At 45.5% G+C, this 22,826-nt stretch carries 19 protein-coding genes; 16 read left to right on the top strand and 3 right to left on the bottom strand.

The window, feature by feature from the left end; genetic code table 11:
* Nucleotides 1-522 precede the first annotated feature (522 nt).
* From K1Y79_RS14580 to K1Y79_RS14570, 3 genes are all read left to right on the top strand, one after another.
* A complete protein-coding gene (locus tag K1Y79_RS14580; protein WP_220250845.1) occupies nucleotides 523-1,890 on the top strand; it encodes a sensor histidine kinase in 1,368 nt (455 codons plus the stop codon).
* 94 nt (nucleotides 1,891-1,984) lie between these two features.
* Nucleotides 1,985-2,797: a HesA/MoeB/ThiF family protein gene (locus tag K1Y79_RS14575; protein WP_220250843.1), complete on the top strand. Its 813-nt coding sequence runs from the start codon at nucleotides 1,985-1,987 to the stop codon at nucleotides 2,795-2,797.
* A gap of 9 nt (nucleotides 2,798-2,806) precedes the next feature.
* Nucleotides 2,807-3,610 (top strand): alpha/beta hydrolase, encoded by an 804-nt coding sequence (locus tag K1Y79_RS14570; protein ID WP_220250841.1) that lies wholly within the window; start codon nucleotides 2,807-2,809, stop codon nucleotides 3,608-3,610.
* Here the strand turns inward: K1Y79_RS14570 and K1Y79_RS14565 are convergent.
* Nucleotides 3,590-4,501, bottom strand: a complete 912-nt coding sequence (locus tag K1Y79_RS14565) for a S66 peptidase family protein (protein ID WP_220250839.1) — start codon at nucleotides 4,499-4,501, stop codon at nucleotides 3,590-3,592. The two genes, K1Y79_RS14570 and K1Y79_RS14565, sit on opposite strands and share 21 nt — an antisense overlap.
* Nucleotides 4,502-4,638: 137 nt before the next feature.
* On the opposite strand from K1Y79_RS14565, the gene metG reads away from it, so the two are divergent.
* A complete protein-coding gene (gene metG / locus K1Y79_RS14560) occupies nucleotides 4,639-6,699 on the top strand; it encodes a methionine--tRNA ligase (RefSeq protein ID WP_220250838.1) in 2,061 nt (686 codons plus the stop codon).
* A gap of 442 nt (nucleotides 6,700-7,141) precedes the next feature.
* Nucleotides 7,142-7,525 (top strand): GreA/GreB family elongation factor, encoded by a 384-nt coding sequence (locus K1Y79_RS14555; protein WP_220250837.1) that lies wholly within the window; start codon nucleotides 7,142-7,144, stop codon nucleotides 7,523-7,525.
* 90 nt (nucleotides 7,526-7,615) lie between these two features.
* On the opposite strand, the gene K1Y79_RS14550 is transcribed toward K1Y79_RS14555, so the two are convergent.
* Entirely contained in the window at nucleotides 7,616-8,149 is a 534-nt protein-coding gene (locus K1Y79_RS14550) for a type II toxin-antitoxin system death-on-curing family toxin (protein WP_220250835.1), read from the bottom strand.
* 328 nt (nucleotides 8,150-8,477) lie between these two features.
* Here K1Y79_RS14550 and K1Y79_RS14545 point away from each other — a divergent pair, with 328 nt between their 5' ends.
* The 7 genes from K1Y79_RS14545 (at nucleotide 8,478) to lpxB (ending at nucleotide 16,633) form a co-directional block, all read left to right on the top strand.
* On the top strand, nucleotides 8,478-9,710 hold the full coding sequence (locus K1Y79_RS14545) for a PepSY-associated TM helix domain-containing protein (protein ID WP_220250834.1): 1,233 nt from the start codon (nucleotides 8,478-8,480) through the stop codon (nucleotides 9,708-9,710).
* Nucleotides 9,711-9,878: 168 nt separating this feature from the next.
* Complete coding sequence (locus K1Y79_RS14540; RefSeq protein WP_220250833.1) at nucleotides 9,879-12,278, top strand: 3-hydroxyacyl-CoA dehydrogenase/enoyl-CoA hydratase family protein; 2,400 nt, start codon at nucleotides 9,879-9,881, stop codon at nucleotides 12,276-12,278.
* 8 nt (nucleotides 12,279-12,286) lie between these two features.
* Nucleotides 12,287-13,180, top strand: a complete 894-nt coding sequence (locus K1Y79_RS14535; RefSeq protein ID WP_220250832.1) for an ABC transporter ATP-binding protein — start codon at nucleotides 12,287-12,289, stop codon at nucleotides 13,178-13,180.
* A gap of 21 nt (nucleotides 13,181-13,201) precedes the next feature.
* A complete protein-coding gene (locus tag K1Y79_RS14530) occupies nucleotides 13,202-13,984 on the top strand; it encodes an ABC transporter permease (protein ID WP_220250831.1) in 783 nt (260 codons plus the stop codon).
* Between the two features lie 166 nt (nucleotides 13,985-14,150).
* The gene (gene surE, locus K1Y79_RS14525; RefSeq protein ID WP_220250830.1) at nucleotides 14,151-14,930 is read left to right on the top strand and encodes a 5'/3'-nucleotidase SurE; all 780 of its coding nucleotides are present in this window, start codon (nucleotides 14,151-14,153) and stop codon (nucleotides 14,928-14,930) included.
* 31 nt (nucleotides 14,931-14,961) lie between these two features.
* Nucleotides 14,962-15,267: a hypothetical protein gene (locus tag K1Y79_RS14520; RefSeq protein ID WP_220250829.1), complete on the top strand. Its 306-nt coding sequence runs from the start codon at nucleotides 14,962-14,964 to the stop codon at nucleotides 15,265-15,267.
* A gap of 262 nt (nucleotides 15,268-15,529) precedes the next feature.
* On the top strand, nucleotides 15,530-16,633 hold the full coding sequence (lpxB, locus tag K1Y79_RS14515) for a lipid-A-disaccharide synthase (protein WP_220250828.1): 1,104 nt from the start codon (nucleotides 15,530-15,532) through the stop codon (nucleotides 16,631-16,633).
* A gap of 35 nt (nucleotides 16,634-16,668) precedes the next feature.
* Here lpxB and K1Y79_RS14510 read toward each other — a convergent pair whose 3' ends face one another.
* Complete coding sequence (locus K1Y79_RS14510) at nucleotides 16,669-16,842, bottom strand: DUF6728 family protein (protein ID WP_220250827.1); 174 nt, start codon at nucleotides 16,840-16,842, stop codon at nucleotides 16,669-16,671.
* Between the two features lie 48 nt (nucleotides 16,843-16,890).
* Here K1Y79_RS14510 and K1Y79_RS14505 point away from each other — a divergent pair, with 48 nt between their 5' ends.
* The 4 genes from K1Y79_RS14505 to K1Y79_RS14490 all read left to right on the top strand — a co-directional run bounded on the left by K1Y79_RS14505 (nucleotide 16,891) and on the right by K1Y79_RS14490 (nucleotide 22,795).
* On the top strand, nucleotides 16,891-19,545 hold the full coding sequence (locus tag K1Y79_RS14505; RefSeq protein ID WP_236059610.1) for a beta-mannosidase: 2,655 nt from the start codon (nucleotides 16,891-16,893) through the stop codon (nucleotides 19,543-19,545).
* Nucleotides 19,546-19,547: 2 nt separating this feature from the next.
* Nucleotides 19,548-21,005 carry an alpha-L-fucosidase gene (locus tag K1Y79_RS14500; RefSeq protein WP_220250826.1) on the top strand — a complete coding sequence of 486 codons (1,458 nt, stop codon included), beginning with the start codon at nucleotides 19,548-19,550 and terminating at the stop codon, nucleotides 21,003-21,005.
* A gap of 287 nt (nucleotides 21,006-21,292) precedes the next feature.
* Nucleotides 21,293-22,039, top strand: a complete 747-nt coding sequence (locus K1Y79_RS14495; protein ID WP_220250825.1) for a response regulator transcription factor — start codon at nucleotides 21,293-21,295, stop codon at nucleotides 22,037-22,039.
* Between the two features lie 36 nt (nucleotides 22,040-22,075).
* On the top strand, nucleotides 22,076-22,795 hold the full coding sequence (locus tag K1Y79_RS14490; RefSeq protein ID WP_220250824.1) for a 2'-5' RNA ligase family protein: 720 nt from the start codon (nucleotides 22,076-22,078) through the stop codon (nucleotides 22,793-22,795).
* The last annotated feature ends 31 nt before the right edge of the window (nucleotides 22,796-22,826 follow it).

The raw sequence follows: 22,826 nt of genomic DNA, 5'->3' as shown, positions 1-22,826 counted from the left end.
ATCATTTAATGCGAAGGTAAAATCATTTAGAAACGCCATGAGAGGAGTAAGGGACGTGAACTTCTTCCTTTTTAGGCTCGTTAAACTATATGCCTAATGGCAATCCCCCAAGTTTTCAACTTGATCCTTAGAAGGCTTAAAACGGCTGAAAATGCATAAAAATTAAAAGGAGGCTAGAAAGCCTCCTTACCATTTTATCAACCAAAATCTAAATCGCTTATGGAAACGAAATCCATGTCGATGTATGTAGAAATTTAAAAATTGCTAGTTTTGATAACCAGTACATCAAATTTAGTACCAGTTTGACAAGGCAAATGTACAGAAGATTGTCCAATTACAAATATTATTTCCCAGTTAAAATTACGTTAAAGTGAACGTTTCACGCTAAACCGCATAGGGATAACGGTTTGCAGCTTTTAAATTTGTACTAATGTTGCTATAGCAAGCAATGATTTTTAACAATTCAGGTGCTGGTACCCTCATTCTTTGTGAGTATCTTGTGCGCCTTACTATTGATGTAGCATGGTACCATTGAAGAAAGTATTTCCCATAATTGTGGTGTTAATTACCCTGTCATTATTGGGAATCATCTGGATACAGGTCAACTGGATCTATAACGCGGCAATCGTACGCCGGGAGCAGATAGAACAGCGGACTGTCAACGTCATGAATAACGTACGGGAGCAGATGCTTACACGTAAAGCCCCCCCTATGCGTTTTAAGGTGGATGGCACCGCTATCAGGCCTACTGAGAAAGGTCTGGCGATCGATAAATATGAGATCACCAATACGATTGATCTTAATGTCAACATCAGTGACCGCTTTACTACAGATGAAGTGCAGAAGATGATCTCTTCTAACCTGCGGAACGAACATCTTGATACCACATTTGAATTTGCCATATTAGGTAAAGGACATTTTGGCAATAGCAATGGTATACGCATGCAGTCTGCCGGACTGTCAAAAATGCTGGAGACTGCCAGCCGTGATAGCCTGGACTATATGTTCCAGTACATCCCGTTACTCAACAGCTTCGAGTATGCTACCGGTGAAACGGAAACATTGCTGGTGGTGCAGCCGAAGAATAATACTATCCTGCTGCTTTCTCTGGGAAGAATGATGGCCGGCGGTTTGCTATTTACCGCTGTGATCATTACAGCTTTTATCCTCACTATACGCACGATGCTGAATCAGAAGAAGCTGTCTGAGATTAAGTCTGATTTTATCAACAACATGACGCACGAGCTGAAGACGCCATTAGCGACCATCTCATTGGCAATAGATGCTATCGGCAATGAAAAGGTCATGGATAATAGAGACAAGATCAAGTACTTCTCTGGTATCATCAAAGAAGAAAATAAGCGTATGAATAAACAGGTGGAAAGTATCCTGCAATCTGCGCTGCTTGAGAAGAATGAAATAGGCCTGAACCTGCAGGTGACAGATGTACATGACGTAATCTCCCGCACGATAGAAAATCTGCAGTTACAGCTGGATGCTAAACAGGGGCATGCTGCTATGCGCCTTGATGCCATCAACCCGATTATCAGGGCAGACGATGTCCACTTCTCCAACGTTATATTCAACCTGCTTGACAACGCGATCAAGTACTCGAAAGAAAATCTGGAAGTGACTGTCTCCACTCATAACACGCGTAAAAGTCTGGTTATTACCATCGCTGATAATGGTATAGGTATGAGCCGTGATACGATTTCCCGTATCTTTGAAAAGTTCTATCGCGCACATACCGGTAATGTGCATAACGTAAAGGGTTTTGGTTTGGGGTTAAGTTATGTGAAAGCCATCGTTGATGCACATAAAGGTAAGATCAAAGTAGAAAGCACGATGGGTAAAGGGAGTAAGTTTACATTGGAATTTCCACAAGAATAAATTCAATCAGGCACCGGGAATGAATAACCAGGAATTTGCTATGGCAGACTTCCCGGTTATTCATTCCTGATACCTGATTCCTAATTGACATACTATGGCATTAATCGAAAAAGAACTTGCGCATTTCAAACATGCTATTGCCGTTCCGGGCATGGGTGTTGCAATGCAGGAAAAATTGAAGGAAACACGCGTTCTGGTAGTAGGAGCAGGTGGATTAGGATGTCCCGTTATTCAGTATCTGAGTGCCACAGGAGTTGGCGTAATAGGTATCGCAGATTATGGTGTGATTGCAGATGAAGATATGCACAGGCAGCCAATCTATCAGATGCAGGACCTGCGTAAACATAAAGCTAAAATGGCTTCGAGCCGCTTATGGGCAAGTAACCCGTTCACTAAACACTATCCTTTGCTACTACAGGTAAAACCTGATAATGTGAAGCAATTGCTGGAAGGGATGGACCTGGTGATTGACTGTTCACAACATCATCCTACTCACCTGGTGATCAATGATGCATGCATCAGTAGTGGCAAGCCCTTCGTAATAGGTGAAGTACACAACTGGGTATCCTGGTGGGCAGGTTTTAATATTGCTCCGGCTAGTGGAGATGCAGCAGCTTCCTACCGTTGTAACCTGGATCTGATAGATGATCATCGTAACTTCGATGCAGGCGCTATTGGCGTTACACACGGCGCAACCGGTATGATGATCGTGAATGAGGTACTGAAGTATATTGCAGGCGTACCGGACGGACTTGCCAACAAGTTTTACAGTATGAACTTCCTGCATAATACTTACCAGGTAAGTACACTGTTCCCTGACGCCGCTATACTGGCCGAAACAAGGGCGAAAGGTCTGCTGACTGCCGAGCAATATGGACTGGATCTCGTACCTGATATTGAAGACTAAAACCGGCCCATGTTCCGTAAACTGAAATTAAAACCAATGATATCTATCCTGCTGGGCGTTTATCTTGCAGGAGCAGCATTGCTGACTGCCTTCCAGGAAAAGCTCATCTTTCATCCGGAACCGCTCACAGCCGACTATGCGCTGAAATACGATATACCATTTGAAGAAATGAATATCCGTATCAATGAGAAGGAAACGCTCAGTGCAGTATTGTTTAAGGCAGCCGCACCCAAAGGCATTGTACTGTACTTTCACGGCAATGCCCGGAATGTCTCTAAATATGGCCACAAGGCCAGACAGATCACAGATCGTGGATATGATGTGCTGATGATGGACTATCCGACCTTTGGAAAGTCTACCGGTAAACTTACAGAACAGGCCATCTATACAAATGCATTGCACATGTATGAGGTGGCCAGGAAGTTTTTTCCTCCTGATAGCATCATTTTGTATGGAAGGTCTCTGGGATCGGGGGTAGCGGCACAACTAGCAGCTATCCGAGATTGTAAACGGCTGGTACTGGAAGCGCCCTATTTCAGCATGACAGATATGGCCAGACGCTTCATGCCTATATATCCCTACAAGTATATGTTGGAATTTAAGTTTCCGACGGATGAGTACCTGCCAAAAGTAACCGCTCCTGTTGTCATCATTCATGGCACAGACGACCACACTGTACCGATGGAATCAGGAAAAAAGCTGGAGAAGCTGTTTAAAAAAGGCGACAGATTTATTAGCATACCGGGTGCAGACCACACTAACCTGGACCGCTACCCGGATTACCTGAAAGCACTAGATATCGCGCTGCGATAATTTAGACTGTCTGGCTGTAACATGTAATTCATGTGGCAGACCTAATTTCAGGGAATAGTTCTCATTGGTGTGTCCTACCGGGAAGCCAAAGCAGACCGGGTATTCGTAATCCTGAACAATATTCCGGATGATCTCATACTCGGTCTGGCCAAAAGGTGTATCAGTTTCTTTACTATCAGAAAAAGAACCCACTACCAGCCCGGCCAGGTCTTCCAGCCATCCTGCCCTTTTCAGGTTATACATCATTCTATCTACATTATACCGGTACTCGCCGATGTCTTCCAATACCAGTATCTTCCCTTTTGTATCCGGCTGAGATTCGGTGCCAGACAGGTTAGCCAGGATGGAAAGGTTACCCCCGATCAGCTTACCTGTAGCTTTACCCGTACGGTTCAGATCATGTGCAGGCGCAGTATACCGGTAGGAATTGCCTTTAAGCGCCAGGCGCAGGCTGTCCACATACTCATTTTCAGCAGTTTCAGGCTTGATGCCGCTACACATCATAGAGTGCAAGGTAGGAATACCATACTGCTGGTGGATGTGTGTATGCAGGGCGGTAATATCACTATAACCGCAGATCCACTTCGGGTGCTTACGGAACTGCTTGAAATCCAGCTCGTCCAGTATACACACCATGCCATATCCACCACGGCCAAAGATAATTGCCTTGATATCCGGATCGTCCAGCATGTCCTGCAGCTCTTCCAGCCGCAGCTCATCCGGAGCGGAGAAATTATGGAAACTGGTACCTACCGTAATGCCCAGATGTACCTGGTAGCCCCAGGAACTGATCACGCCAGCCGCATATTCTGCCGCCTGCTGATCCATTTTGCTACTACTACAGGTGATGCCTATAAGATCACCCTTTTTGAGGTATGGCGGAATTTTCATTGTTCTATGCTTTAATTACCTTTGCAGACTATTTGGGGGAGTCATCCCAAACCCGACAGGGCTAAGTTGATAAATACTTTTCTCTCTTCCAAAACCAAAAACAGAATTTCGATTATTTAAGCATTCTTTAAGCGAACATGGGAAATTTTAACAGATATCTAATAACAGCGGCATTGCCTTATGCCAATGGACCGGTCCACATCGGTCACCTGGCTGGCTGTTATATCCCCGCCGATATATATGTGCGCTACCTGCGCGCTAAGAAGGCGGATGTAAAGTTCATAGGAGGAACTGACGAACACGGAGTACCTATCACCATAAAAGCGATGAAGGAAAACGTGACTCCGCAGGATATTGTGGATAAATATCATAAGATCATCTATGACAGCTTTACAGACATGGGTATCTCTTTCGATATTTTTTCCCGTACCACTAAGCAGATACACCACGAAACAGCAGCTGACTTTTTCAAGACGATGTATGATAAAGGACTGTTTGAAGAAAAAGAGAGCGAGCAGTTCTTTGACGAAGAAAAGAATGTATTCCTGGCTGACCGCTATATTACCGGTACCTGCCCTAAGTGCAGCAATCCTAATGCTTATGGCGACCAATGTGAGAAATGTGGTTCTTCCCTTAGTCCGGACGAACTGATTAATCCTCGTTCTACACTCAGTAATGCAGTGCCTGTCAAGAGAAAGACCAAACATTGGTACATGCCGCTGCAGAACTATGAACCATTCCTGAAAGAATGGATCCTGGAAGGACACAAAGAGTGGAAGAACAATGTATACGGACAGTGTAAGAGCTGGCTGGACAGCGGTCTGCAAAGCAGGGCGATGACCCGCGATAGTAACTGGGGTATTAAAGTACCGCTGCCTGATGCAGAAGGCAAGGTATTGTACGTGTGGTTTGATGCGCCTATTGGTTATATCTCTGCTACCAAAGAACTGACAGAAAACTGGGCAGATTACTGGTGTAAAGAAGATACCAAACTGGTACACTTTATCGGTAAGGACAATATCGTGTTTCACTGTATTATATTCCCGGCGATGCTGAAGGCGCATGGTGGTTTCGTACTTCCTGAGAATGTACCTGCCAACGAGTTCCTGAACATCGAAGGAGAGAAGGTATCCACTTCCCGTAACTGGGCGGTTTGGGTGCATGACTATGTGAAGGATTTCCCTGATCAGCAGGATGTACTGCGTTATGTGTTAAGCAGTACTGCACCTGAGACAAAAGATAACGACTTTACCTGGAAAGACTTCCAGCAGCGCAACAATAGTGAGCTGGTAGATATCTTCAGCAACTTCGTGCACCGTACTATGATATTAATGCACAAGCTGTGTGGAGGTAAAGTCCCTGTCTACCATCAGGAGCGGAAAGATGACAGAGATGATGCATTACTTGCAGGACTGCTGGCTTCCAAACAGAAGATCGAAGATTCAATGGAGAACTTCCGATTCCGAGAAGCACTTGCAGAAGTGATCGATGTTGCACGTCAGGGTAACAAATACCTGCAGGATAAAGAACCATGGATACTGGCAAGAAATGCAGAAGAAAATCAGCAGCTGATAGACAATTGTCTGCATATGTGTTTACAACTAACTGCCAACCTGGCTATCCTGGCTAATCCATTCCTGCCTTTCACGGCTAAGAAGATCTGTCATATGCTGAAAGTGGTAGATCGTATGCTGGAGTGGGAAAATGCAGGCAGCCTTAAATTGGTGAGTGTAGGCTATTCCCTGCGTCCACCGGAATACCTGTTTGCTAAAATTGATGACGCAAAAATCCAGGAGCAGATCGCAAAACTGCACGCCGGTCTGGTAAAACCAGCTGCCGCTCCTGTAGAAGCACCAGTAAAAGAAATGAAAGCTGAAATACAATTTGACGACTTTGCAAAGATCGACCTGCGCGTAGGTACTATCCTGGAAGCAGAGAAAGTGCCTAAAGCAGACAAACTACTGAAATTACTGGTAGATATTGGTACGGAAAAACGTACGGTAGTATCAGGTATTGCCGAGCATTTTACGCCGGAAGAAGTAGTAGGCAAACAGGTAACCCTGGTGGCCAATCTTGCACCAAGAAAAATGCGCGGTATTGAAAGCCAGGGGATGATCCTGATGGCTGAAAATGCTGCAGGCAAACTGGTATTCGTTAATCCGGATGCAGCTGTTGACGCAGGAAGCGAAGTGAGATAGTCGTTTATCACAGATTATATAAGTGAAAAGGGATGTGTTCATTGACACATCCCTTTTCTATTTTAGTACAATTGTGGTTACCTCTGCATACACCTGGCAATAGCTCTTTTGGATAATTTTAACTTTTAAAGAATCCGTGTAATGCCGGGTTTGTTCAGTATTTTTATTTATATTCGTATTGATGTCATTACACACAACATATCAAACTCAGGTACAACATGCGCCGATGGTGCGCGTGGCTGTTGTTGTGCGTACAATTACCCCAATATCTCATAAGTCTTACTATTACACAACCTTTAAAGACTTCGATACTTTTTCCCCGGACTTATACTAATTGATATTATTGTTCGGGGATCCCTCAGTAATGTTATTATATAGTTTGTTACCCTGCACGGTATAACCTATCGGCAGGAATATTTTTTTAATTTTAAATTAGTAGTATATGAAATCAGGAATTGAAAAGACCCCCGTAATTCTTTGTGAAGAAGATTATAGTCTCCTGAAACAGTTTGCAGGTACCAAAACAGATGATATCAGCGAAATGTCCCTGGCGTATGAACTGAATCGCGCAGTGATTGTTGGTAACGACCAGTTACCTCCTGATACAATCCGTCTGAACTCATTGGTAAGCGTGAAGGATAAATCATCCGGTAAAGTGACAGATTTCAGAATTGTAATGCCTATTGATGCAGATATTAAACAGAAGAAAATTTCTATACTTGCTCCACTTGGTGCCGCATTGATCGGTTTCCGTAAAGGGGATGAAGTAGAGTGGAAAATGCCTGCAGGCGTGAAAAAATTCACCGTATTGAATGTACAGGCATAACCTGTTATGATAATTATATTGAAAGCCTCTTTGTATATTTCGGCCTGACTTCCTTAACATTGTCAGGGCCGCGATACACAAAGGGGCTTTTTAATGATGATTGTTTATCAGGTTGACAATTACCTTTACCATCATCTCTTTCTCTTCCGGCTTTGACTCCGCAATCATCAGTGTAAAGGCAACAAGTGCATTGTCAGCAATTCTTTTGCTGCCATCCTGCCGGTACAAAATACTGTTCTTATCCAGAAACCATACAAACAGGAACGCGGCAATGCGTTTATTACCATCTGAAAAGGAATGGTTTTTAATTACGAAATACAACAGGTGTGCAGCTTTCTCCTCCACAGAAGGATACAGGTCCTGTCCGCCGAACGTCTGACATATTGCCGCAAGGGAACTTTGGAATGATTCATCTTTCTCATTACCAAACAGGCTACTTCCGCCGAAACGGGCCTTTAAGCCATCAATAGCTGACATAGCCGCGTCGTACGTAATAACAAACAGGTGATGGGCAGTTGTGTGCGTTATTTCCAGTAACTGATGATCATATTTATCCAGTACGTCCAGCGCACAGGCGTAGTTGGTCAGGAGCTGCTCTAATTGGGCAGATTCGTTAGTGTTCACAAAATGTACATATTAGCGGTTATAAATCCAAGATTGACGGCTGCAGATCAGTTGAGGCACAGGGGATAAGGCTTCACTATACTTAATTCCTTCATCTTATTAGTCAAAGGTAACGATTGTCCTACAAATACCGGATTCATCATTGCTGCCCTGGCAGTACTTCAAATCCTGCTGCTGTTCCATTACTTCCTGCTCAAATCCGATCTTTTTTTCTACACTATTTATTCCCGATTGCGTAAACGATTTGTGTGACAACACCTTAAATTTGGCCGTTTCTGTCAATTATCACAGTGCAGGATCGTTAAATGGTTCAAAATCAATACTAAGAATGAATCTCTCCAGGAAGCCAACCGTCAAGAAAAAGCAATCGCGTAGTCTGTTTTACCGTATATCTGCCTGGTTACACTTATGGCTGGGTCTGATTACCGGCATTGTGATGATTATTGTCTGCGTGACTGGTTGTATATGGGTCTTCCACGATGAAATCACAAGATTGCTTGAGCCTGAAACAGTTATTGCACATCAGGATAAACCGGTTATTACTCCTACCAGGGTAAAAGAGATTGCTGCACAACGCTATCCTAAGCTGAAACCGGGTTATGTTACCTACCAGCAGGGCAATGCCATCTATCTGAGCCTGGGGGAGGGCAGAAAAGGAAATACCATTTTGCGCCTGAATCCTTATTCCGGAGAGGTAATCAGTGTGAAGGAGCATAAGAAAGGAGAAACTGACTTCTTCCGCTTTATATTAAACGGGCATCGTTTCCTGTGGATGTCAGCAGATGTTGGCAGACCTATCGTTAACTACAGTACGCTGATCTTCGTCATCATCCTGATAAGTGGGATGGTATTGTGGTGGCCGCAGAAATGGACAAAGAAGTCGCGCGAGCAAAGCTTTAAAATCAAGTGGGACGCTTCTTTCAAAAGAGTCAACTATGATCTGCATAATGTGCTGGGTTTCTATTCACTGATAGTACTGACGGCTATTGCGCTGACCGGGATGGTGTATGGTATCAAGTGGTATAGCAACGGGTTGTACTGGGTAACTTCCGGCGGACAAACACTTGCGGAGTTCAAACGTCCGCAGTCTGACTCTACACAGCTGGGCAAAATGTATACAGCTGACGAGGCGATGGACCTGGCATGGGGGAAAGTACTCAGCAAACATCCGGAGGCAGAAGGCTTCTACTATACGTTCGCAGATACCTCCAAACCTAAAGCAGCGATCAGCATCACGATTTATCCAACTGCCGGTAAGTTTTACAATAACAGAAGTTATGCTTTTGATCAGCATACGTTAGCACAGTTACCGGGCAATAAAGTATACGATATGAGCTTCGCAGAAGCAGATTTCGGGGGCAAACTGCGTAAAGCTAACTATGATATTCACGTTGGATCCATCCTGGGACTACCCGGCAAGATCCTTGCATTCTTTGGTTCACTGATCGGCGCGAGCCTGCCAATTACAGGTTTCCTGGTATGGTATGGTAAAAAGAAGAAGAGTAAAAAAGGTACTGCTGCCAGGAAATCAACGGTAGCAGCCGTACCTCAGACTGTTTAAGTAAGTACCTTGTCATAAGAACGGGCCGTTTCCTGATCAGGGAGACGGCTCTTCGTTTTTTTATGCCTTTTGTGGCCAGTCTCTTAAAAAATCATATATTCATTTATCGATATTAACATCAAGACTCACTACAATGCCTCAGTGCTTGTAGCATATAAAACGCGTTCTATGAAAAGACACATCAATAAGGTGGCCGTTTTAGGTTCAGGAGTTATGGGTTCAAGGATTGCAGCCCATTTCGCAGGCGTCGGAGTTCAGGTTTTGTTACTGGATATTGCCCCTAAAGAGTTAACTGATACAGAAAAAGCTAAAGGGCTGTCGCTGGACAGCAAAGCGGTAAAAAACCGCATCGTAAATGAAGCCTTGCAGTCAGCGCTGAAGGCAAACCCCTCTCCCGTATATAACAAAGACGTGGTGAAACTGATCCGTACAGGCAACTTTACGGATGATATGAAGGAGATAGCCAACTATGACTGGATCATTGAAGTAGTGGTAGAGAACCTGGATATCAAGAAATCCATCTTTACCGAAGTGGAAAAGTACCGTAAACCCGGTACCCTGATCACTTCTAACACTTCAGGTATTCCCATTCACCTGATGGCAGAAGGCCGCAGCGACGACTTTAAAAAGCATTTCTGCGGAACACACTTCTTCAATCCGCCCCGCTATCTGCGCCTGCTGGAGATCATTCCAACACCGCATACTGACCCGGAAATAGTAAGCTTCCTGATGCAATACGGAGATCTTTACCTGGGTAAAACCACCGTTCTCTGTAAGGATACTCCTGCATTCATCGCCAACCGCGTTGGTGTGTATTCCATCATGGCCATCTTCCACATCATGCAGGAAATGCAGCTAAACATTGATGAGATAGACGCTTTAACAGGTCCGGTAATAGGCAGACCTAAGTCTGCTACTTTCCGTACAGCCGATGTCGTGGGTATAGATACCCTGGTGAAAGTAGCAAAAGGAGTGGCAGAGAATTGTCCGCAGGACGAAGCAAAGGATATCTTCGTAATTCCGCCATTCCTTCAGAAAGTAGTGGAAAACAAATGGCTGGGAGATAAGACCGGCCAGGGCTTTTATAAAAAGACAAAGGGAGAAGGCGGTAAAGAAATACTTACGCTCAATCTCGAAACCATGGAGTATGGGCCAAGGCAGAAATCAAAATTTGCCAGCATAGAGGCCGCTAAACAGGTGGAAGATCTGAAACAGCGTCTGCGTGCACTATTTGGTGCGACAGATAAAGCAGGTCAGTTCTATCAGCAGTTCCATGCATACCTCTTCTCTTACATCTCTCACCGTATTCCTGAAATAGCAGATGATCTCTACAAGGTAGACGATGCTATGAAAGCAGGTTTCGGATGGGAAATAGGACCTTTTGAATCATGGGATGTACTGGGTGTGGAAAACGGTATTAAAGCCATCGAAGCCAAGGGACTGACCGTCGCTGAGTGGGTAAAGGAAATGCTGGAGAAAGGAGTGAAGAGCTTCTATAAGATTGAAGGGGGTAAGAAATACTACTATGACGTAAAAACACACGTATACAAACTACTGCCTGGTGCAGATACCTTCGTTATCCTGGAAAATCTTTCCGGTAATGTGGTCTGGAAAAACAGCGCCTGCAGCCTGTATGATATCGGCGACGGCGTAGTAGCGATTGACTGGAAAACGAAGATGAACACCATTGGTGGTGAAGTGCTGGAAGGGGTGAACAAAGCAATTGACAGGGCGGAAAAAGACTTCCGCGGACTGATAGTCGCCAATGAAGGTGCTAACTTCTCTGCCGGTGCAAACGTCGGTATGATCTTTATGTTTGCCGCAGAGCAGGAATACGATGAACTGGATATGGCGGTACGCCTGTTCCAGAAAACCACTATGCGCCTGCGCTACTCCTCTATCCCGGTGATCGTAGCACCACATGCGCTGACGCTGGGTGGTGGTTGTGAAATGTGCCTGCATGCCGACAAAGTACAGGCAGCGGCCGAGTCTTATATCGGACTGGTAGAACTGGGTGTAGGACTGATCCCCGGAGGGGGCGGTACCAAAGAAATGGCCTTACGCGCCAGCGATGAATTTAAAGAAGGTCGTATTGAGGAAGAGCCACTGAAAGACCGCTTTATGGCCATCGCTATGGCGAAAGTCAGCACTTCAGCACATGAGGCTTTCGACCTGGGTATCCTTCGCAAAGGACATGACGAGATCACGCTGAACCAGAGCCGCCTGATTGCTGACGCCAAACGTAGTGTACTGCAACTGGCAGATGAAGGCTACACCCGCCCGGTAGAACGGAAGGATGTAAAAGTGCTGGGACGCGCTGCACTGGGCATGATGCTGACAGGTATCCATAGCATGCGCTTTGCCAACTACATATCAGAACATGATGCGAAGATTGCAGGTAAGCTGGCATATGTGATGAGCGGAGGTGATCTGTCAGAATCCACTTTGGTAAGCGAACAATACCTCCTCGATCTTGAGCGGGAAGCATTCCTTAGTCTGGCCGGTGAACGTAAAACATTGGAAAGACTGCAGAGTGTAATTAAAACCGGCAAACCAATCAGAAACTAATATACCTGATGTCAACTATTCTATCCCTTAACAACATTTCCAAGCGTTATAGCTCAGTACAGGCGCTGGACGGGGTCTCTTTTGATATCCCTGCCGGCAGTGTATTCGGCATACTTGGTCCCAATGGCAGTGGCAAAACGACCCTGCTGGGTATTGTAACCGACGTACTGAAAGCCGACGCCGGCACTTTTACTGTCATGGACGAAACCCCTTCTGCTGCACAACGCAGAAAGATAGGAACGCTGCTGGAAACGCCTAACTTTTATCATTACCTGTCTGCCTATAAGAATCTGCAGATAGTCGCTAATATTAAACAGCAAAGCGAAGCTGATATTCCCCGGGTGCTGGAACTGGCAGGACTGACTGCCCGCCAGCACTCGGCATTTAAGACCTACTCCCTGGGGATGAAACAACGGCTGGCTATTGCCTCAGCTATGCTGGGTAACCCCGAGGTGCTGATACTCGACGAACCGGCTAATGGTCTGGACCCTGTCGGTATTGCAGAGGTAAGAACCCTCATCCGCCAGCTGGCCCAGGCAGGTAAAACGATTATTATGGCCAGTCACCTGCTGGACGAAGTAGAGAAAGTATGCACCCACGTAGCCATATTGCGGAAAGGTAAGTTATTAGGATCCGGGCCTGTGAATGCAGTGCTGTCAAGAGACAATTTTATAGAAATAGGCAGCGCTGATACCCAGGCGCTTGCACAGCTGATCAGGAAACATCCTGCTTTTGCACAGGTATTACCGGGGCAGGAGGGCATCCTGCAGGTAACCTTTACACAGGCTATCGACCCGGCAGCACTCAATAACTGGTGCGCACAACAGGGCCTCTGGCTCAGTCACCTGCAGATGAGCAGAAAGAGCCTTGAAACGGCTTTCCTGGAACTAACCAATAACTAATCCTCTTTGTACCGCTTTCATATGCTACAAATTATTAAAATTGAATGGCTTAAGGTAAAAAACTACCGCACCTTCTGGGTGTTTATAGCCCTTGGGCTGTTGGCCATGCTGGCACCTAACTTTATCATTCACGATATCTTCGTCAAAAACATACCACAGGAAGCACAGAAGCTGCTCGGACAATCCATGTACGACTACCCGCTGGTATGGCAAACGGTAGCCAGTGTCAATTCCTATACGTCTGGTATATTCAGCCTGCTGCTGATTACATTGGTCAGCAATGAGTTTAATTACCGCACACACCGGCAGAATATCATTGATGGCTGGGACAGGAAAGACTTCGTACTGTCTAAACTGTTCTGGGTAGTCAGCCTGGCTTTATTGGCGCTGATTACTTCCCTCGTGGCAGTGATCATATTTGGCAGTATCTACGGTAAATCTCCTTTCAGTATGGAAAACAGCCGTTTTCTATGCTACTACTTCTTACAGGTGCTGGTATCCTTATGCCTGGCACTGCTGGTCAGCATGCTGATAAAGCGTACCGGTCTGGCTATCATCCTGTTCCTGGGATACATTATGTTCATTGAACAGATCCTGGTATCTGTTGTGAAACGCTTTTTCGGGGATGTTGGTGGGTTGCTGCCTTTACAGGCGGGCGATGAACTGTTACCGTTCCCGATGGTGGAAAAACTGGTCAAGTTCTCCGGACCATATGACACGACTGTGTACCTCGCAGCCCTGGCAGCATATGTTATTCTCTTCGTATGGCTGGTATTCCGGAGAATGCTGCGTACCGACCTCTGACGAAGCATGTTAATTATAAGTTATTTATAAAGGATAGGTGAAGAGAGTATAATCTTTCACCTATCTTTTACGTTAATAGTCAGTTACAACATTATTACACGAGTGTGGACTATGGACTATCAGGTAAGTGTATTAAATTTGTTGTGAAAAGAAAACTCAAAAGCACGTGAAGGGTCAAGAGCAGGAAAAGATTATACTGGTAACGAACGATGATGGTGTAACCGCCCCAGGTATCAGGGCATTGATAGAAGCGGTTAGTCCGCTGGGAAGAGTAGTTGTGGTAGCGCCGGACAGTCCGCAGTCTGGAAAGGGACATGCGATTACCATTGGTGTACCGCTTCGCCTGGATCAGGTGGATATCTTTGATGGGATAGAGGCCTGGCAATGTTCCGGTACCCCGGTAGATTGTGTGAAGCTGGCCCGGGACAAGATCCTGCACCGGCTGCCGGATATCTGTGTAAGTGGGGTAAACCATGGTGCGAACCATTCTATTAACGTTATTTACTCCGGTACTATGTCTGCCGCTATGGAAGCAGCTATTGAGGGTGTACCTTCTGTAGGGTTCTCGTATCTGGATTACAGCTTTGACGCAGACTTTTCTTTATGTAAAGAAGTAGCCCATACTGTGGCCAAAAAGATGCTGGAAAGTCAGCTGCCACAAGGTACCCTGTTCAACGTGAATATCCCTGTCGTTAAAAAAGAAGATTTCAAAGGCATCAGGATATGCCGTCAGGCAGATGCCAAGTGGGTAGAAGCCTTCGATGAACGCCGTGATCCGCGAGGAAAGAAATACTACTGGCTGACGGGTGAATTTATCAACCGTGACAACGGAGAAGATACAGATGTATATGCGCTTGCAAATAATTACGCTTCACTCGTACCTGTGCAGTTTGATCTGACCAATTACAAGATGAAGCAACAGTTGGAAAACGACTGGAATTTATGATGTGTACGAATACACATGTTCAAAACCTACTATGTTAAAACGAGATAATCTCCCATTAGGCATTGTATTGGGTGTGTTTACGCCGATACTGGCCTTCTTCCTGTACTACCTGTTAGTGTTCATGCCAAAGCATGACGTATCCCTATCTGACTTCATCGGTATTATTATGGACAATCGCCAGATGCTGCCTAAGCTGATCAGCGTATGCCTGTTACTCAATGGAGTGATATTTTACTTCTATACCAGGTCAAGAAAAGACATTACAGCAAAAGGTATTTTCCTGGTAACGATGTTGTATGCTATCATTATTCTGTTCCTGAAGATATTACACGGATAGTAGCCACCATTATCAATGCAGTTAACTTACAACGGTCGTTAGTATACAACCGGAACTGTCGTTTTGTCGCTAAAACTACAATGAAGTCGCTTTTTCGCCGGAAAAGCGACTTTTTTATGGGTAAAAACCAATGTTCTTTGTTCGTCGCTAATTCGTCGCTAATTCGTCGCTTGTTCGTCCACTGGTATATACCCGAAAAAATGGCAGTCTCCGCTATCAATTCTTAGTTTCTAATTCCTAATTCCTAATTTATATTTGTTTCATGAAGTATTATATCATCGCCGGTGAAGCCTCTGGTGATCTCCATGGAAGCAATCTGATCAAACAATTGAAGCAACAGGATACAGCAGCAGATATAAGGTGCTGGGGTGGCGACATGATGCAGCAGGCAGGAGGTACATTAGTAAAGCATTATAAGGACCTCGCTTTTATGGGGTTCATTGAAGTGGTGATGAACATCCGCACTGTACTACGTAATATGGAGTTTTGTAAAAAAGACATCCAGCAATACCAGCCCGATGTGCTGGTGTTGATTGACTATGCAGGCTTTAATCTGCGTATTGCAGAGTGGGCAAAACCCCTGGGATATAAGATCGTATTTTATATCTCTCCACAGGTCTGGGCCTGGAAGGAAAGTCGCGTAAAAAAGATCCGGCGCAGTGTGGATAAGATGCTTTGCATCCTCCCGTTCGAGCAGGACTTTTATAAAAAGTGGGAGTACGAAGTAGAGTATGTTGGTCATCCACTGATACAGGTTATCCGCGAAGCAAAGGAAAAACCTGCTGACCCGCCATTGTCAGACAAACCGGTAATTGCCATCCTTCCTGGCAGCCGTAAACAGGAGGTAAGCGTAAAACTGCCTATTATGCTGACTATGGCTAAACATTTCCCTGACTATCAGTTTGTTGTAGCGCAGGCACCCAGTCTGGATGATGCCTTTATACAGGAACTGATAGGATCGCATAGTAATGTATCGACTGTAAAGGGGCAAACCTATACCTTACTGCGGCAGGCAGAAGCAGCCCTGGTAACCTCGGGCACTGCTACCCTGGAGACCGCGCTTTTTGGCGTACCAGAGGTGGTATGTTATAAAGGAAGCGCTATTTCCTACTTTTTCGCCAAACGGCTTATCAAAGTAAAATATATCGCACTGGTTAATCTTGTAATGGATAAACCTGTCGTAAAGGAACTGATACAGCATGATCTCACAGAAGAAAATCTGCTGAAAGAACTCACTTTACTATTAAAGAACAAGGAAGTACGTAACAGAATTAAGGCAGATTATGCCGCACTGTGGACAAAATTGGGGGAAAAGGATGCCAGCCGGCGTGCAGCGGCAGTCAGCTATGCTATGGCAAAACAATAGTTCGTCAACAGAGATACAAATAGCGAAAATGCTGCTTAGTGGTGGCGGGTGATGAGCTTAATCACCATAATTATCAGCGCAATCAGGAATACAATGATGGAAATACGGTTCATACCGTGCATCATAGAAACGTAGCGGCCTTTTGGAGCTGAAGGATCCTTTTTGCCTATGTACAGATAGCGAAGTATTTGCTGCCAGATGCTTTTCATCGTACAAAGATAGCTTATATACATCTACAATAACCAATAGCGTGGACTATGAAGAATAACTTACAATATATACTACTCCTATGCCTGTGTATGCTGTTGCATACCACATATGCACAGTTGCCTGGTGGCGATGCCCTGAATCAGGGGTGGGAATTTGCAGATGCCGATGACACCCTGTGGCGTGCGGCCCAGGTACCGGGTACTATCCATACAGACCTGATGTCACATCAGCTGATACCTGACCCTTACTTTGGCACAAATGAAAAAGGCGTGCAGTGGGTGGATAAGAAAAACTGGATCTACCGGAAGCAGTTCAACGTTACGACCGACCTGCTGAGTAATGACGGCGTAAGGCTGTATTTTCCTGAGCTGGATACTTATGCAGATGTATACCTGAACGGGCAGCTTATCCTGCAGAGTAAGAACATGTTTGTCGGACATGCAGTAGAAGTGAAAAAGTGGCTGAAAGCTGGTGTCAATGAGATCCGCATATTCTTCCACAGCCCTATCCGCAGAGATATGCAACGTTTTCTGGAAGACCGGCTGATCTATCCGGCAGGTAATGACGCCAATGATATACCATTAAGTATCTATGCCCGCAAAGCGCCCTACCATTATGGATGGGACTGGGGGCCGCGACTGGTTACTGCTGGTATCAGCGGAGGGGTATTTATACAAACCTGGAATAAGGCGCGCATCAACGAGGTATGGTTACAGCAGCAAAGTCTGACAGACAAAGCCGCAGTAGTGAATGCGGTGATTGACCTGCACACAGCAGTAGCAGGGAAATATACCGTGCGTATAGAAAGCACGAACCAGGCATTTCCGGGCATTACCTTAAAGAAAGAGCTGGTGGCCGGTGATCAGCAACTGGTACTTCCTTTTAATATTAAAAACCCTAAACGCTGGTGGCCGAATGGCCTGGGCGACCCTTTCCTGTATGAAGTGAAAGTAGCGGTATATGATGGGAAGAAAGAAGTGAGCAAATGGGTGGCGCATCTCGGATTGCGTACCGTAGAAGTGGTGAATGCGCCAGATAGCCTTGGTGAGAGCTTTTATGTGAAAGTGAATGGACAGCCGGTATTCATGAAAGGAGCGAATTATATACCACAGGATAATTTCCGCTCAAGGGTGAATAGCAAACAGTACCGTCAGCTGTTCAACGACATGCAGTCTTCTCATTTCAATATGGTGCGTGTATGGGGAGGCGGTGCTTATGAACGCGATGAGTTTTATGAGCTGGCCGACCAGCATGGTATACTGGTATGGCAGGATTTTATGTTTGCCTGTACATTATATCCTTCGGATACGGCTTTCCTGGAAAATGTAAAAGCGGAAGTGTCTTACAATATCAGAAGACTGCGTAATCATGCGTCGCTGGCGTTGTGGTGCGGAAATAATGAAGTAGCGGTAGCCATTAAGAACTGGGGATGGAGAGATGGTTACGGCTATACAGCCCCGCAATGGGATAACCTGTTAAAAGGCTATGATACCTTATTTAAGGCATTATTGCCGGTGCAGGTGAAAGCTTTGGATCCCGGCAGGTTTTATTTTCATTCTTCGCCTATCAGCAATTGGGGTAAGATGGAAGATTTTGCGAAAGGAGATAATCATTATTGGGGAGTATGGCATGGGATGGAATGGTTTGAAGCCTACAATACGCATGTACCCCGGTTTATGAGTGAATATGGTTTCCAGTCTTTCCCGGATATACATACCGTACGCCGCTTTGCAGATGTGAAAGACCATGATCTGTATTCGCCGGTGATGTTGTCGCACCAGAAAAGTGGCGGCAGGGGCAATGCCGCTATCAGTACCTATCTGAATCATTACTACCGGGAGCCGAAGGATTTTCCAGCTTTCCTGTATGTGAACCAGGTATTGCAGGCAGAAGGGATGCGGATCGCAATAGAAGCACACCGCCGGGCAATGCCATATTGTATGGGTACTTTGTATTGGCAGCTGAATGATTGCTGGCCTGGACCATCCTGGTCGGGTATTGACTACTATGGCAGATGGAAGGCATTGCAGTATTATGTGAAGAAGGCATTTGCGCCGGTGATGGTATCTAATGTGGTAGATAACGGTAAGCTACAGACCTGGTTAATCACAGATATAGCGCAGGACGGGCCGGTAACGCTGGATATGCAGCTGATGGATCTGGAAGGGAAGGTGTTGTGGAAGCAGTCAGTGAAAGATATTATGCTGAAAGAGGTACAAAGTAAGTTGCAGCACGAAGTGGTTGTGAGCGAATTATTAAAGGGTGTGGATGAACGGAAGGTAATATTCTACACAAAAGTGGTAAAGAAAGATAAGTTATTAACGAGGAATGTGTATTACTTTGCTAACGCCAGTATCATGGAATTACCTGATCCTGGTATTCAGACCAAAATTACAGCAGATACGAACAATGAAGCAGACAGGCCGGGAGAAGAGCGTTATGTGAAACTATCAGATGCCGGACCGGAGAATGCACCGGTGTTAAAAACTACGTTAAGAGTGACTATTACTGCGAATAAGCATGCCAGGAACGTATATCTGCTGTTAGATAAATTGCCGGATACGCAGTTCAGCGACAACTATTTTGACGTATTGCCGGGCGAGTCAGTAACCGTGACGGTAAAGGTACCTGCTCAGACGTCGGTGCAGGAGGTACAGGAACAGCTAAGCGTTAGAAGTCTCAGAGATACATTTAAAAATTAATCATGCGAAAACTATTTTTATTATTCAGCAGCGCATTACTGGCATTTTCCACGGCCAATGCGCAGGATCACGGTCTGAGCCAGCCCTATATCCCTGAAACAGACAAAGCAGTGTTGCAGAAACTGGATGAATGGCAGGACTGGAAATTTGGTATGATCATTCACTGGGGTGCTTATTCTCAGTGGGGTGTGGTAGAGTCCTGGAGTATTTGTCCGGAGGACGAAGGCTGGACGCAGCGTGCCCCTTATGGTATACCTTACTATGATTATCTGAAGAAATACGAGGCATTGTCCACAACGTTCAATCCTACCAAATTCGACCCTTCCAAATGGGCGAAGGCGGCTAAGGGTGCCGGTATGGAGTATGTTGTATTTACGACGAAGCACCATGATGGTTTTTGTATGTGGGATACGAAGCAGACAGATTATAGCATTGCTGGTCCGAACAGCGCCTTCAAAAACGATCCGCGTAAGAATGTAGCGAAAGAGGTATTTACTGCTTTCCAGAAGGAGGGTATACATACAGGCGCGTATTTCTCCAAGCCTGACTGGCATAATGAGAATTACTGGTGGTCATATTTCCCGCCGAAAGACAGGCATGTGAACTATGATGTTGTAAAATATAAGGATCGCTGGAATAACTTCAAGGAATTTACTTACAAGCAGATTGAAGAGCTGATGACAACGATGGGTAAGATTGAGATTTTGTGGCTGGATGGCGGCTGGGTACGTGCGCGTAAACAGGATAATAAGAAAGAGAATGATATTACCGCTGCTGAGATCGATACCAGACCCAGCAAGCAGAATGAGGATATTGATATGGCCGGTATTACTAAGATGGCACGTAGTCATCAGCCGGGTCTGATTGTGGTGGATCGTGCAGTACATGGTCCGTTTGAGAACTACCGCACGCCTGAGCAGCAGATTCCTGACAAACCATTGTCTTATCCGTGGGAAACGTGTATGACAATGGCTAACTCATGGTCTTATGTACCGGATGACAAATACAAATCGGTGAACAAGCTGATTCACAACCTGGTAGATATTGTAGCGAAGGGCGGTAACTATCTGCTGAATGTGGGACCTGGTCCTGACGGGCAGTTGCATGAGGAGGCATATACTACTATGACAGCAATTGGCGACTGGATGAAGACCAATGGCGCGGCTATTTATGGTACCCGTTCAGTAGCGCCATATAAAGATGGTAAGGTATGTTTTACCCGTAAGAAAGATGGTAAAGTATATGCCATTTATCTGTTGGATGAGGGAGAGCAGTTACCGGCGCAGGTGGTTTTCAGTGGGATGAAGCCGGCTAAGGGAGCTAAGGTAACCGTGCTGGGCGCTAAGGAGAAGATTTCCTGGAAGGCGACGGCAGCTGGTACGCAGCTGACTATTCCGGCGGCGGTGCAGCAGAAGGGATGGAAACATGCGGTTGCGATACAGATTTCTGCAGTAGAATAACGAACAGTGATCAATAATGTGAACAATGGCTGGATAAGCTGTGAACAAAAAAAGTGGTTGCCTTTGAACAGGCAGCCATTTTTTTTGTTGTTATATGTAAGTATAGTATCTATGATAACCCAATCCGTTCAATTGCATGTTGACCTCCTGTGTATCAGAATAAGAAAAGTTTCTTACGATAACTAATCATTAACTAAAATGAGCGGTTAATTCACCAATATTGTAGCAGAGTCATGGGAATGACATTGTGAGTTAACAACTATTGAACCGGATATAAAACTTTACGCATGGTTAGTAATGTACAAATTCTCCTTGCAGAAGATGATTATCAATATGGTAGTGTCATCAAAAAGCAGTTGGAAGCAGCGGGGTATGCGGTCGTGCATTGTTTTGACGGCGAGGTGGCCCTGAAGAAGTTTCAAAGGGATGATTTTGATCTTTGCATACTGGACGTACTGATGCCAAAGAAAGATGGTTTCACGCTGGCACAGGATATCCGGAAGAAGAATGGCATGATACCGATCCTGTTTATATCCTCAAAGGCGACAGATGAAGAGCGGCTGCATGGGTTCAGGATAGGGGGAGATGATTTCCTGGTGAAGCCGTTCAGCATGCGGGAATTGATTATGCGTATCAGGGTATTTCTGAGAAGGACCCTGCCAAAGGATCTGCCTGGAGATGGCATTTACAAACTGGGCGACGATGTACGGTTCAATTATGAAGAAAAGGAACTGACACGTGCCGGGGGAGAGACGTTTGCCACATTGACCAAAAAAGAGGCAAAGGTGCTTCGTTACCTGGTAGAGAACAGCAACAAACTGGTAAAACGTGATGAGATCCTGCTGAAGGTATGGGGAAACAGTAGTTTTTTCTCCAGCAGAAGTATGGATGTATTTCTCACGCGCCTACGCAAGCATTTTAAAGAAGAACCGGGTATTGCGCTGGAGACATTGCACAATGTGGGTGTCCGGCTGAATATCCCTGAATGTACAGATAAGGACAGCGAATCCATGGCCACAGACAGCGAAGGGTAAGAACAGCTTAACCTAACCCCACAACCACCAAACACAATGACTTACGGCAGAAATGACCAGCCGCGCCAGCAGCAGCGCGGTAATGGCGGTCGTCCGGACAGTGAGGAACGTCATCACCGTACACAAAGACACAATCAGTTCCGGAAGTCCCGTCCCCCCAAAAGTGCCCGCTTTCCTCCAAAGCCTAAACCACCCAAAGTAGAAAGCAAAATTTACTTTATTGCCTTGTTGCCCAATGCAGCAGTCGGAACAGAGATTATACGGCTGAAACAGGAATTTGCAGAAAAGTATGAAGCCAGGAAGGCGCTACGGGTATTGCCCCATATTACGCTGCAGGTGCCATTTACGGCTAGTCCGGAGCTGGAAAAATCACTGGGTCCGGCATTACATACATTTGCAGCTACCCTTTCACCCTTTGAGATCAAACTCAATGGTTTTGGCGGCTTTTCGTTTACCCGCCGGAAAGTGTTGTATATCAATGTGGAAAAGAACGAGGGTATTGTTCATCTGCACCAGCAACTAGTGGATTTCCTGCGTAAAGACTTCGGTTTTAGTCATATGCTGGCCCGATATGGGTTCAATCCGCATATTTCCCTGGCCTTCCGGGACCTGTCGGACCAGGAGTTTAATATGGCTATGGATGAGTACGGGAGCAGGCCATTTGATGCGGCTTTCCAAGTCAGGAACCTCTATCTGTTACGGCATACCGGTACGTCCTGGGAAGTGTTGCAAAAATGCCGTTTAGGAGGAGAATGATTAGCACATTTCTACCATGTTATCCTATGCA

Origin of the sequence: Chitinophaga rhizophila (genome assembly GCF_019492185.1) — a bacterium.
GTDB lineage: Bacteria > Bacteroidota > Bacteroidia > Chitinophagales > Chitinophagaceae > Chitinophaga > Chitinophaga rhizophila.
Note: the sequence above shows the minus strand (reverse complement) of the source record. Positions and strands in the feature narration are given on the sequence as shown.